Source organism: Roseburia porci (assembly GCF_009695765.1).
GTDB lineage: Bacteria > Bacillota > Clostridia > Lachnospirales > Lachnospiraceae > Roseburia > Roseburia porci.
This window is the reverse complement of the sequence record NZ_VUNI01000038.1, coordinates 1-12,547: the sequence shown is the minus strand read 5'-3', so window position 1 is coordinate 12,547 and position 12,547 is coordinate 1. Positions and strand designations below refer to the sequence as shown.

Sequence of the window (12,547 nt, the reverse complement as noted above, 5' to 3'; positions counted from 1 at the left end):
AGAGGCAGTGTCCAAGAAACTGGGTTCACTTAGGAACGGTGTTTGAAAACAGGGGAAGGGTTAGTGAGTGTGTCTGAGAACCAGGTACTACGCTAATTCATGTGTCCACTGTTATGGGTACATTATACACTGATTAATTTTTGGAAATATTTAAGAATTGTGAAGAAGTGGAGAGAATAGAATGATTAATTTGAAAGTGATTAATGAAGACAATTTTCTGGATGCATTCCAATTAAAACTAGCAGATGGGCAGGAAAAGTATGTTTCCAATCCTATCCGAAGCTTAGCGCAGGCATATGTATATCGTAAGCAGTGCCAGCCATTTGGAATATATGATGGAGATGAGATGGTAGGTTATGTTATGGTAATTTGCGATTATGATATTCCGGAATATGATATCTGGCATATGATGATAGATGCTTCCAGACAGGGGAGAGGGTATGGAAGTGAAGCTCTGCGATTGGTGCTGGAGTATATAAAAACAAAGCCATTTGGTGATTCAAACAGAGTAACACTTACATGTAATAAAGATAATCAAGTAGCATTAAAAGTTTATCATAAAGCGGGATTTGTGGAAACCGGCGAGGAAGATGATGAGGAGATAGAACTTTCACAGAGACTGGCTTAGGAGAGAATAGTTATATATGAATAAAGAATGGTCAGAATTAAATAAGCATATGCAGGAGAAATTGCGGAAAGAACAGACATATAGGGAAGGAATTGAGACGCTGCTTGTTCTTCGAGGAAAGATGATGGCAGAGTTGTTTCGTATGAAACATGAACTTTCCGAGGAGGAGTTTAGCAGGATGCCTTTGCGTCATATGAAAGATGAGGGCGTGGAAGAGATTCTGCGCCTTTTCTATTGAAATTATGCATCTTAGTTCACATATTCTGCATCTTGGTAGTAGTCATATAGACATACAGCAAAATATACGATAAAACATAATCAGCAGAAACAAGAGGTGATGTACGAATGAGGTATGTCAAATTACAATTTGGCTGTCTTCTTGTGATTCTTTATATTGTGATTGCATATTTAAGAGCCGTTAAAAGAGGAAAAACCAAAACATGTATGGAAAAGGTTTTGCAGTTGTTGCAGAAGAAATCCAGAAGCTTGCAGAGCAGACCAGAAAGGCTGTGGATAATATTGGGACGATTGTGACAGCTTCTGTAGAGGATACCGGAAGAGCTGTGAAAGTCATGGAACAAAGTGCAGAACTGACAGAAACCGGAATGGAAAGTATGAGCGAGGTTGGAAGTTCCACGGCTTTGATTACATCATCAAATGAGAAAATGACAAAACAGATTGTGGAGATGGATCATACAGTCGAAAATATATGGAGTCAAAGTGATGAGGTTGCCAAAGGAATGCAACAGGTTAATGTCAGTACACAGAATAATTATCAGGCAATCGAACAGGTCAATGCTGCAACACAGGAGAATAGCGACGGGGTAGAAATGATAGAAGATATGGTGGTGAGAATCAGAACATTAGCTGAAGAATAGTAAGCAGAAATGTAAAAAGATTACAAAAAGGAGTAGTTTAAAGTATATGGAGGAAATTATGGAGAACACAAACCAATTGATCGGATGTTGCGGGCTGGACTGCGAAACTTGCGACGCCAGAATAGCAACGCTTACAAATGACAACACCTTGCGTGAAAAAACTGCGGCTCTGTGGACGGAGCTAAATGGGGTTCCGATTACAGCGGAAATGATCAACTGTACCGGTTGCCGAATGGAAGGCGCAAAAACCCCGTTCTGCGACAAACTCTGTCCCGTACATAACTGTGTCCGTGAAAAGGGACTGAATACCTGCGCTGACTGCACGCAGATGGATGAATGTCCGACGCTGGGGCAGATTGTCGCAAACAGCCCGTTTGTTCTGGAAAATCTGAAGCAGTTGAAACAGGATATGCCGGATACAATGACGGTAAATGACGTAGAATTTCGCGTAATCAAGCTCCTTGGGAAAGGAAAAGGCGGTTATTCTTATCTTGTGACCGATGAAACAACGCAATATGTTCTGAAACAGATTCACCACGAACCTTGTGAATACTACACCTTCGGCGATAAGCTGAACTCTGAGCTGAGGGATTATGAAACTTTGCATAAGCTCGGTATCCCCATGCCCCGGCTTCTAGAGGTAGACACCCAGCAAGAGCGCATTTTGAAAGAATACATTGCCGGAAAAACGGTTGCGGAGCTGCTTAAGATGGGACAGATGGAATCCGACTGGCTTGTGCAGGTGCAGGAGATGTGTGCTCGATTGTACCCGGCTGGTTTGAACATTGATTACTATCCGACAAACTTTGTACCGTGTGATGGAACACTTTACTACATTGATTATGAGTGCAATGTCTACATGGAGGAGTGGGATTTTGAACATTGGGGGATTCAGTATTGGACAATGCAGGCATCGGAAAGGACGGATAAAACATGAAAAATTCAATAGAAGTAAATCTGCCATATGCATGGTTGGCAATTATTGTAATTGCAGTATTTTATGCCATCTATTTTGCCAAGATGATATCGCAGAAGCGACATGGAATACAGATACATCAGATAGGAAGAGTGAAAGAAAAATCCGTACATAGAGTAGAAACGTTGATGAGTATTGCTACACTTGCGGCTCCTGTTATTCAGATATTATCCATTATATTCGGGTGGAATCATATGCCTGCAAATGCAAGGTTTACCGGTTTTTGCATAGGGATGTTAGGTGACTTGATATTTCTGACTTCTGTTCTTTGTATGAAGGATAGCTGGAGAGCAGGAATACCTGATAAGGATAGAACAAAATTGGTCACAGAAGGTATTTATCGTTATAGCCGGAACCCGGCATTTTTAGGTTTTGATTTTATGTATATAGGGCTGCTGTTGATGTATTTTAATCTATCAATGCTTGCAGTATCTGTATTTGCTATTATCATGCTGCATTTGCAGATATTACAGGAAGAACGGTATCTGACAGAAAACTATGGAGAGTCATATAAAGCGTATCGGAAACATGTTTTCCGCTATCTGGGAAGGAGATAGATTAGATATGTGGTTTTGGTGGTTCATTTTGATATGTGATTGTATTATTCCGGTGCTTATGATAATTGCTGGGAGAATAATGAGGATGGAACAAAATCACAGCAGGCATTTAAATTGCAGCAGGAACAGAATAAATAGGAACGCAAGATCAGAAGCAGAGAGAAAGAAAAAAGAAACGGAAGAATCGTTGTTTATCAAGCTGTTTAATTTTGAAAATTTCTTTGAAAAACTATTGACTCCTACATAACGTAATAGTTTAGAGTATGCTTATCGAGAGGAAGAAATGACAATGATGACGGTGAATGAAGTAAGTAAATTAACAGGAGTGAGTATACGCACTTTGCAGTATTACGACACCATTGGACTCTTAAAACCTATTGAATATACAGAGTCAGGTTATAGGTTGTATGACGATACATCCTTGGAAAGGCTGCAACAAATTTTACTGTTTAAAGAATTGGAATTTCCGCTTAAGGAGATTAAAAAGATAATCGATGCTCCTAACTTTGACAGGAACAAAGCATTAGAGCAGCAGATTGAATTGCTTACGATGAAAAAGGAGCATCTTGAAAATCTTATTAGTTTCGCTCGAGGAATAAAAGGAATAGGAGTGAAATATATGGATTTTAAAGTATTTGATACAAGAAAGATTGATGAGTATTCTAAACGAGCAAAAGAACAATGGGGACAAACCTCTGAGTTCAAGGAGTTTGAAGAGAAAACAAAGAACTGGACTAAAGATGACGAAGCTACTGCCGCCAATGAGTTTATGCAATTATTTGTTGAATTTGGACAAATGAAGGAAATGAACCCGGCAGATGAGCAGGTGCAGTTGCAGGTAAAGAAACTTCAGGATTACATTACGAATCATTTTTATACATGTTCTGATAAGATTTTATGTGGTCTTGGAAGAATGTATGCTGGTGGAGGAGAACTTACGGAAAATATTGACAATGTTGGTGGTACAGGCACTGCGGAGTTTGCAAGTAAAGCCATTGATATATTTTATATGAGCAAAAAATAACTTCTGATTTGTAGAGTGGAAAAAAGAATTTAAGGAGAAATTATGGCTTCATACAAAGAATACTTAGAGTATATTTTAGGACAGTTATCTGAATTGGAAGAAATCACATATCGCACCATGATGGGGGAATTTATTATTTATTATCGAGGTAAAATCGTAGGTGGTATCTATGATGATAGATTACTCGTGAAACCAGTAAAATCAGCTGTTCGGTATATGCCGACAGCTCCGTATGAATTGCCATATGATGGAGCAAAGAGGATGCTGTTGGTAGAGGAAGTGGATAATAAGAAATTCTTAACAGGATTGTTTGAGGCTATGTATGCTGAGTTACCAGCACCAAAACAGAAAAGGGGGAAATAGATATTGTACTAGCAGACGAATTGGATACATCTGTGAGCACATTACATGATGAATTCGTATCAGAATCAGCGTCAGACGATTTAAACTTTAAGAATAAGGAGAAAATTCATGAAATATATAAGAGTGACGAAAGAAAATATTGAAAAAGAGCATATCTGCTGTGCGATTTCAAGCAACAAGGATATACAGGTAATATCAAAGAAAAACTGGCTGAAAGAGCGATTTGATGATGGATTGGTATTTCTCAAGAGTATAGAGCGTGGAAAATGCTTTATCGAGTATATTCCGGCAGAAAATGCATGGAATCCAATCATAGCAGAGGGTTATATGTATATTGATTGTCTGTGGGTGGCTGGTTCTTTCAAAGGCAATGGTTATTCGACTGATTTACTGAATGCCTGTATAGAAGACAGCAAAGCAAAGGGGAAAAAGGGAATCTGTATCCTGTCAGCCGCCAAGAAAAAGCCTTTTCTGGCAGATCCGAAGTTCCTCAAATATAAGGGATTTACAGTATGCGATGAAGCGGATAATGGTATTCAGCTCTGGTATCTGCCTTTTTCTTTGGATGCGGCTAAGCCTGAATTTAAGGAGTGTGCGAAGCATCCACACATTGAGCAGACAGGCTATGTATTGTACTATACCAATCAATGTCCGTTTAATGCAAAATATGTTCCGATGCTTCTTGAAGTTGCCAAGGAAAGAGAGGTTCCATTTCAGGCAATCAGACTGGAAACGAAAGAAGAAGCGCAGAATGCTCCGACACCGGTTACAACCTATGCATTGTTTTATAATGGAGAATACCTTACGAATGAGCAGATGAATGATAAAAGATTTATAAAGCTTCTGGATGGGATGGAAAAATAAGTGAGCAAATTCGAACTCTACTCTCCGTAGGTTGAGGATATTCATACGCTGAAATAGAATGGTGTCATGGAGGTAACGAATATGAATCAGTATGTAACAGGTGCAGTCATAAAGAGACTGCGTGAGAAAAAAAACATGACACAACAGCAACTGGCAGATAAATTGTCAGTCAGTGCAAAGACAATTTCCAAATGGGAAACAGCTAAAGGATATCCGGATATCACACTATTAGAATCCATTGCCAATGCATTATCGGTGTCGGTGACAGAGCTTATTTCCGGCAATACAATAGTTAATTCCAATGTATCAGCCAATATGCTGCGTTCACATTTCTATGTGTGTCCGGTGTGTGGAAATATCGTTCACAGCATGGGAGAAACAGTAATTCAGTGTCATGGATTGCAGTTACAGCAGGAAGAAGCTGAGGAGACAGACGAACATCATAAAATCTTCGTAGAACAGGTGGAAGATGAATATTATGTGCAGATTGAGCACGATATGACAAAGCAGCATTATATTTCGTTTATTGCGGCTGTTTCCGCAGACAGGATACAGATGGTGAAGCTGTATCCACAGGGCAATGCAGAGGCGAGATTTAAAATGAATGGTGTGAAGAAAATCTATTTATACTGCAATCGGAGTGGACTGTTTTATCTGGATGTAGTGAAAGGGATTGATGACCGAAGGAACGGATATGATGATACTGAGGAAAGAAGACAGTTAGAGTCAGCGGCCAGGATGCTGTTCGGATAGAAGGGGAGGATTCATAAATGGGCAATATGACTGCAAAAGTGAGTTGCTTTGCAAGAGCCTATCACTATAAAAACAATAGTATACACATCTTTTCTGACAACATAGCTGAAGAATTATTGGGTGATGATTACAATCAGATTGAAAAAAATATGTCAGACGGATTGGATTTTTTCTGCCCGGGATTTAAAGGTACAAAAGAAGAAGGATTAAGAGTGATTGTTGATAAACAATTATCTCCATCTGTGTTAGGAAGAAGTTCATTCTGTGAAGATAAATTAAAGGCGTGTGTTACGAATGGTTGCAGACAGTATGTTGTTTTTGCGGCTGGTTATGATACATTTTCATTGAGAAACAGAGACAAATCTCTTATCGTATTTGAACTGGATTGTCCGCAGATAATCGAGGACAAAATGGAACGTATCAACAAGGCGAGGCTGACATCAGCTATGATTGGCGTACCATGTAATCTTGCAGACGAGACATGGAAAAATAAATTGCTTTCTCATGGTTATGATAAGGATAAAAAGGCATTTGGAAGTCTTTTAGGAATCAGCTATTATCTTAAAGAAGCAGATTTTGAACAATTGATTATGAATATTAGTGAAATAATGACAGAAGGTTCTGCTATATGCTTTGACTATCCGTCAGTAGATGAAAGCGGTATACTCATATAAAGAAATAGGCATGATTTTAGATAAGCATGGTTTCAAAATAGAAGAACATTTGGATGGGAATGATATGACCTACAGATATTTCAGGGAATATAATCAGGCAAATCCAATGCATCAGATGAATGCTCCGGTAGGAGTAGGGTATGTATATGCTGTAAAAAGATAAGGCAGTACAAATTCAGAAGTATTATCGTAGTTGCATCTCTATAATGGAATATTGTAAAGGAGAGATGCAATTATGAATATCAATCAAATTAAGAACAACAAGCTGAAAACAATACTTCAGTTTTCTATCCCAAGCATTATTGCAATGCTGTTACAGACTGTGATAACGATTACAGATGGCTATTTTACAGGAAATTATGTGGGAGACAATGCGCTGGCAGCAATCAATCTTGGACTACCAATCCTATATGTTTATTTGGGAGCAGGACTTTGTGTAGGTGTGGGTGGCTCTGTCATCAGTGGACGGCTCTTAGGGGCAAAAAACAGACAAAAAGCGTCTGAGGTATTTGCACAGACAATGGTTACAGCGGTCGTAATTGGTGTTATTCTATCGTTAGCAGTATTTGTGCTGTTTACACCGATACTTGGATTTTTAAGAGCAGATGGTGAATTATCAGGTTATTTTACAGACTATTACAGGATTATGTTGTTTACCTATCCTCTTATGGTGCTGGGAACAATACTTGGAATGTTTATCCGGGTGAATGGAAAACCACAGTTATGTATGTTGGTGAGTATCGCCGGATGTATATTGAATGTAGTATTGGATTATATGTTTGTCGCAAGGATGGAACTGGGAGTGAAAGGAAGTGCAATAGGTTCTTTGCTGGTGCAGTTGGTAACGGTGTTGGCACAGCTTATGTTTTTCTTTCTGCCGGATACCATTGTCAGATTCAGGCGTTTTGTCTTTGACAGAGCAATCGGTAAAGAGATGATTCTGAATGGTTCTTCTGAATTTATCGGGGAGATGGCAAGTGCAATCTCTATGTTCGCATTTAACTATGTACTGATGAAGTATGTGGGAGCAGACGGAGTAGCAGCCTTCACAATTCTGGGGTTTGTTGTATATGGATACAGTATGGTCTGTATTGGATTTGGACAGGGAATCTCACCGATTGTAAGCATCTGCTGGGGTGCCAAAGAAAAAGAGACAGCCACTAAGATTCGCAGTATAACAAACCGGATTTTGCTGGAAATCGGAACATTGACTGCACTTAGCTTTTTTATAGCAGGAAAAAGATATGCTGAAATATTTGGCTGCAGTAACAGTATTGCAGATATGGTAGCAACCGGTTTTCGCATCTATGCAATTACATTTCTTGCTATGGGATATGATGTGACAGGCTCCATGTATTTTACAAGCTGTGGTGATGCAAAATCATCAGCGATTATTTCATCGCTGCGGGGGATCGTACTATTGCTGGCATTTATACTGATATTTCCGGCAATCTTTGGAATGAATGGAGTGTGGATGACATCACCTTGTGCGGAAACACTGACGGCAATCGTCACATTTGTATTGATTCGCAGGCAGGTGAGAAAGAACAAAGAGGAAGAAAATGGAAGATAAAGAGAGCATTACCATAAGAAAAGCTGTGATCAATCAGGCAATCAATTATATTTTTGAGCATATTGATGAGGATATTACCGTTGAGGATGTGGCAAAATACTGTTCCTATTCCAAATATCATCTGACGCGGATGTTTAAGGAAGATACAGATGAAGCTCTTTATCAGTTTATCAAAAGAGTACGCTTAGAGCGTAGTGCATGGCGTCTGAAGGTGGAGAAGGAAAGAAGTATTACGGAGATAGGTGAGACTTATGGTTATTCTTCGTCTAATTTTGCTACCGCATTTAAAAAACATCTGGATATTTCTCCGGCAGATTACCGCAGGAGCAGCGAACAGATGGTGGAGGACAGCTCTTTTTCCCATGGTATGACACTGGACGATCTGGATGATGCCGGAAGTAAAATTACGGTAGAATATCTTGAATCTTTTACAGTGTTATATGAGCGTAAAAAAGGAAATTATCATAACATGTCGGATGAATGGTGTGATTTTATTGAAAAGTACAGGTATCTTGCAACAAAAGACACACTGTATATTGACTGTACGATTGATGATCCATCCATTACAGATGAGGATGGCTGTATGTATGAATTGTGTCAGACCGTTATACCAGACCATCCGGCATTAAAAGCTCACCCAGAGATTTTGCTCCATGATTTCGAGGGCGGAAAGTATGCAGTGTATCATTTTAAGGGAGTGCCGCAGCTTCTGTTTATGGTATATCAGGAGATTTTTTGCAGATGGCTGTCTAAGACAGGAAATGAGATAGATGAGCGACCGATTATTGATATTTATCGGAAGATAGAGGAAGATGGTTATATGGAGATTGACATCTGTTTTCCATTAAAGACAAAACAGTCATAAACAAAATTATGTAAAAGTGTTTAGAAATATCTGACTTGACAAATAAACGATCGTTTACTATAATTAAAATGTAAACGGTCGTTTATTTTACGAGCAGGAGGTGTGGATATGCCAAAAACTACAAAGGAAGATATATTGATTGTTGCATTACATTTATTTGCGAGAGATGGATATGAAGCAGTTTCTGTCAGTCAGATTGCGGGTGAGCTTGGCATGACAAAAGGTGCATTGTATAGGCATTATGAGAGTAAGAGAGATATTTTTGACCATATTGTAAAAAGGATGGAGCAGGGGGATGGCGAACAGGCAGAGGAATATGATATGCCTGCTGATAAAAAGGAAAATGAACCTGAACAGTATGAAGAGATTTCTACGGACAATTTCGTGGAATACAGTAAATCTATGTTTTCGTATTGGACAGAAAATGATTTTGCATCGTCATTTCGAAAGATGCTTACGTTAGAGCAGTTTCGGAATGAGGAGATGCAGGCATTGTATCAGCAATATCTTGTGTCCGGTCCGGCAGGATATGTGAAGGATTTATTCAAGAGCATGGGTGTTGTGGAGGCAGATAAAAAAGCAACCATGTTTTATTCCATCATGTTTTTCTATTATAGTCTGTATGATGGAGCAAAGGATAAAACAAGAATAAAAGAGCAGTTTGAAAAAAGTATTAGCGGTCTTATATAGGGAACGTATTAGAGAGAAGGGAGAATTATGCGATTAGAACAATGGGGAGCTGGCAAGGAACATTATCGTATGGCATCTGAATATCCAGAGCTTGTGCTTGGAAGAGTTGTCCTGCAAGAGAGAGATCTTTATCAGGTTGTAACAGAGCAGGAAGATTATTCTGCAAGTGTGTCTGGAAAGTTTCGGTATGAAGCGGAAAGTCCATCTGATTATCCGGCAGTTGGAGATTTTGTTCTTTTGCAGTGTGTGAATAAAAATGACATTGCTGTGATTCAAAAGGTATTGCCAAGGAAAAGCGTTTTTCTGCGAAAGGCGGCAGGGACAAATAGTGTGGAACAAATTGTAGCTGCAAATATTGATACGGTATTTATCTGTATGTCACTTAATAACGATTTTAACGTCAGGAGATTGGAAAGATATCTATCTGTTGCATGGAACAGTGGAGCTATGCCTGTCATTGTGTTGACTAAAGTAGATTTATGCGATGAAGTGGATGCAAAGGTATTAGAAATAGAAAATATTGCAATCGGGGTACCGATTATTGAAACATCTGTAGTAGACAAAGATGGTTTAAGCCAGATTTATCAATATCTTAAGGAATACCATACAGTTGCATTCGTAGGCTCATCAGGCGTAGGAAAGTCCTCTCTAATCAATCATATATTGGGAACAGATCAACTGGAAACTGGAGACCTTCGAAATGATGATAAAGGCAGGCATACCACAACACATAGAGAGCTTTTTATGATATCGGGGAAAGGAATGGTAATAGATACGCCTGGAATGAGAGAACTCGGAATGTGGAGTGCAGAGGATGGAATTGATCATACTTTTTTGGACATTGAAGAACTAACAAGGAAGTGCAGATTCAGCGATTGCTCTCATGAAAACGAGACGGGATGTGCAGTGAGACAGGCTGTGAAGGACGGATTGATTGCAGAAGAACGATATAGAGCGTATATGAAATTAAAAGCAGAGAATGCATACAATAAAAATGCAGTTGATTATCTTGCTGCTAAGAAAAGGAAATTCAAACAGATTGCCAAATTAAATAAACATAATTATAAACAATAAATGAAGAGCCAGACGCAAAAGACGCAGAGCCGCTAATTCTAAAGGATTTGAATTTAGAATTGTGGCTTTTTATATTGCAATACCATGAGTTAAAAAGAAATGGAGAAAAAGAAAATGAAGGAAAATATTATCATTCGATTGGAAAGAGAAAATGAATACCATGAGGTAGAAAATCTGGTAAGGGAGAGTTTCTGGAATGTGTATCGCCCAGGTTGTCTGGAGCATTATGTACTCCATCAGCTTCGCAACGATCCGGCATTTGTTCCAGAATTGGATTTTGTCATGACATTAGATGGACAGTTGATTGGACAGAACATGTTTATGAAGGCTGTGATTGCAGCCGATGATGGCAGAAGTATTCCGATTATGACCATGGGACCGATCTGTATTGCACCGGAGCTTAAAAGGAAGGGGTATGGAAAGATTTTACTGGATTATTCTCTGGAAAAAGCAAAAGAGCTTGGATGCGGAGCAGTATGCTTTGAAGGAAATATTGATTTTTATGGAAAAAGCGGATTTAAACAGGCAAGCGAGTTTGGCATCCGCTATCATGGATTGCCGGAAGGCGAGGATGCATCTTTCTTTCTGTGCAAAGAACTGATACCGGGATATCTTAATGGAATTACAGGAGAGTATGCACCTCCGGTAGGGTATCTGGTAAATGAAAAGGAAGCAGAGGAATTTGATAGAGAGTTCCCGTATATGGAGAAGAAAAAACTTCTGGGACAGATTTTTGAATGATGAAAAGCAGGAGGTAAATTTAGATGAAAGCAATGGAAAAAGACTGGTATCAGAAAAATTGGACGCTGGATATTCAGAATATGTCATGGGTAGAAGATACAGGCAGACAAGTAGATTTTCTAATCAAGCAGTTACATTTAAAAGGAACGGAAAAAATACTTGATCTTGCATGTGGATTTGGTCGGCACTCACTGGAGTTTGCCAGACGTGGGTATGATGTTACCGGTATTGATATTACACCGGCGTACATAGATTATGCAAACGAGCAGGCAAAAAAAGAAAATTTGAATGCAAAGTTCATTTGTCAGGACATTCGCACGATCACATTTGATAAGGAATTTGATGTTGTGCTGAATATGGCGGATGGAGCAATAGGATATCTTGAAGACGATGGGGAAAATCATAAGATTTTTTCTGTCATTGCGAAAGCATTAAAAAATGGCGGAAAGCACTTTATGGATATCATGAATGGAAGCTATGCCCAAACACATTTCCCTTGCAAGTTATGGGATGCAGGAGAAAAGGGACTTACATTATCTGCTTTTGAATGGGAGAAGGATAGAAAAACGCTGATATATGGGCAGGTAGACTATATGTATGGAGAAGCACTTTATAAGCCTGAAATGAAAGAAGGAAATCCTATAAGGTTATATAGTTTGGATGAAATCACGGAGATATTCTGTAAATTAGGACTTCGTATTTGTAACAGCTTTGCTGATTTCAGTGGAAAGCCGAGTTCTGATAATGATATTCAATTGATGGGGCTGTGAAAAAAGAATAGTCCCGCATAAAAAAGAAAGACCAAGAGTTTTGCAATGAACTCAAGGTCTTTCTTTGTGTTATAATTAACTTACCATGAAAATTAATAACATAATCTATTCTAACCC

General features: G+C 38.9%; 18 protein-coding genes. All 18 read left to right on the top strand.

The window, feature by feature from the left end:
- Positions 1–181: 181 nt before the first annotated feature.
- Entirely contained in the window at positions 182–628 is a 447-nt protein-coding gene (locus FYJ75_RS13940; RefSeq protein WP_154431016.1) for a GNAT family N-acetyltransferase, read from the top strand.
- Between the two features lie 16 nt (positions 629–644).
- Complete coding sequence (locus FYJ75_RS13935) at positions 645–866, top strand: hypothetical protein (RefSeq protein ID WP_207708236.1); 222 nt, start codon at positions 645–647, stop codon at positions 864–866.
- A gap of 202 nt (positions 867–1,068) precedes the next feature.
- Positions 1,069–1,506, top strand: a complete 438-nt coding sequence (locus FYJ75_RS13930; protein ID WP_154431015.1) for a methyl-accepting chemotaxis protein — start codon at positions 1,069–1,071, stop codon at positions 1,504–1,506.
- A 58-nt stretch (positions 1,507–1,564) separates the two neighbouring features.
- Positions 1,565–2,443 (top strand): DUF3795 domain-containing protein, encoded by an 879-nt coding sequence (locus FYJ75_RS14715; protein WP_328596961.1) that lies wholly within the window; start codon positions 1,565–1,567, stop codon positions 2,441–2,443.
- Positions 2,440–3,039: a methyltransferase family protein gene (locus FYJ75_RS13915; RefSeq protein WP_154431014.1), complete on the top strand. Its 600-nt coding sequence runs from the start codon at positions 2,440–2,442 to the stop codon at positions 3,037–3,039. Before FYJ75_RS14715 ends, FYJ75_RS13915 begins: the two co-directional genes overlap by 4 nt.
- Before the next feature lie 85 nt (positions 3,040–3,124).
- Positions 3,125–3,286 carry a hypothetical protein gene (locus FYJ75_RS13910; RefSeq protein ID WP_154431013.1) on the top strand — a complete coding sequence of 54 codons (162 nt, stop codon included), beginning with the start codon at positions 3,125–3,127 and terminating at the stop codon, positions 3,284–3,286.
- A 42-nt stretch (positions 3,287–3,328) separates the two neighbouring features.
- Positions 3,329–4,063 carry a MerR family transcriptional regulator gene (locus FYJ75_RS13905; protein ID WP_154431018.1) on the top strand — a complete coding sequence of 245 codons (735 nt, stop codon included), beginning with the start codon at positions 3,329–3,331 and terminating at the stop codon, positions 4,061–4,063.
- Positions 4,064–4,105: 42 nt separating this feature from the next.
- On the top strand, positions 4,106–4,426 hold the full coding sequence (locus tag FYJ75_RS13900; RefSeq protein ID WP_154431012.1) for a TfoX/Sxy family protein: 321 nt from the start codon (positions 4,106–4,108) through the stop codon (positions 4,424–4,426).
- A 108-nt stretch (positions 4,427–4,534) separates the two neighbouring features.
- A complete protein-coding gene (locus tag FYJ75_RS13895) occupies positions 4,535–5,290 on the top strand; it encodes an N-acetyltransferase (protein ID WP_154431011.1) in 756 nt (251 codons plus the stop codon).
- 81 nt (positions 5,291–5,371) lie between these two features.
- Entirely contained in the window at positions 5,372–6,043 is a 672-nt protein-coding gene (locus tag FYJ75_RS13890; RefSeq protein WP_154431010.1) for a helix-turn-helix domain-containing protein, read from the top strand.
- A gap of 17 nt (positions 6,044–6,060) precedes the next feature.
- Complete coding sequence (locus FYJ75_RS13885; RefSeq protein ID WP_154431009.1) at positions 6,061–6,717, top strand: class I SAM-dependent methyltransferase; 657 nt, start codon at positions 6,061–6,063, stop codon at positions 6,715–6,717.
- A 10-nt stretch (positions 6,718–6,727) separates the two neighbouring features.
- The gene (locus FYJ75_RS13880; protein ID WP_154431008.1) at positions 6,728–6,880 is read left to right on the top strand and encodes a hypothetical protein; all 153 of its coding nucleotides are present in this window, start codon (positions 6,728–6,730) and stop codon (positions 6,878–6,880) included.
- A 72-nt stretch (positions 6,881–6,952) separates the two neighbouring features.
- The gene (locus FYJ75_RS13875; protein ID WP_154431007.1) at positions 6,953–8,290 is read left to right on the top strand and encodes an MATE family efflux transporter; all 1,338 of its coding nucleotides are present in this window, start codon (positions 6,953–6,955) and stop codon (positions 8,288–8,290) included.
- Positions 8,280–9,155, top strand: a complete 876-nt coding sequence (locus FYJ75_RS13870) for an AraC family transcriptional regulator (RefSeq protein ID WP_154431006.1) — start codon at positions 8,280–8,282, stop codon at positions 9,153–9,155. The genes FYJ75_RS13875 and FYJ75_RS13870 overlap by 11 nt, the downstream gene beginning before the upstream one ends.
- Positions 9,156–9,263: 108 nt before the next feature.
- Positions 9,264–9,845, top strand: coding sequence for a TetR/AcrR family transcriptional regulator (locus FYJ75_RS13865; RefSeq protein ID WP_154431005.1), 582 nt, complete (start codon positions 9,264–9,266; stop codon positions 9,843–9,845).
- Between the two features lie 27 nt (positions 9,846–9,872).
- A complete protein-coding gene (gene rsgA / locus FYJ75_RS13860) occupies positions 9,873–10,919 on the top strand; it encodes a ribosome small subunit-dependent GTPase A (RefSeq protein WP_154431004.1) in 1,047 nt (348 codons plus the stop codon).
- 114 nt (positions 10,920–11,033) lie between these two features.
- Positions 11,034–11,660 carry a GNAT family N-acetyltransferase gene (locus FYJ75_RS13855; protein ID WP_154431003.1) on the top strand — a complete coding sequence of 209 codons (627 nt, stop codon included), beginning with the start codon at positions 11,034–11,036 and terminating at the stop codon, positions 11,658–11,660.
- A 23-nt stretch (positions 11,661–11,683) separates the two neighbouring features.
- A complete protein-coding gene (locus tag FYJ75_RS13850; protein ID WP_235907120.1) occupies positions 11,684–12,430 on the top strand; it encodes a class I SAM-dependent methyltransferase in 747 nt (248 codons plus the stop codon).
- Positions 12,431–12,547 lie beyond the last annotated feature (117 nt).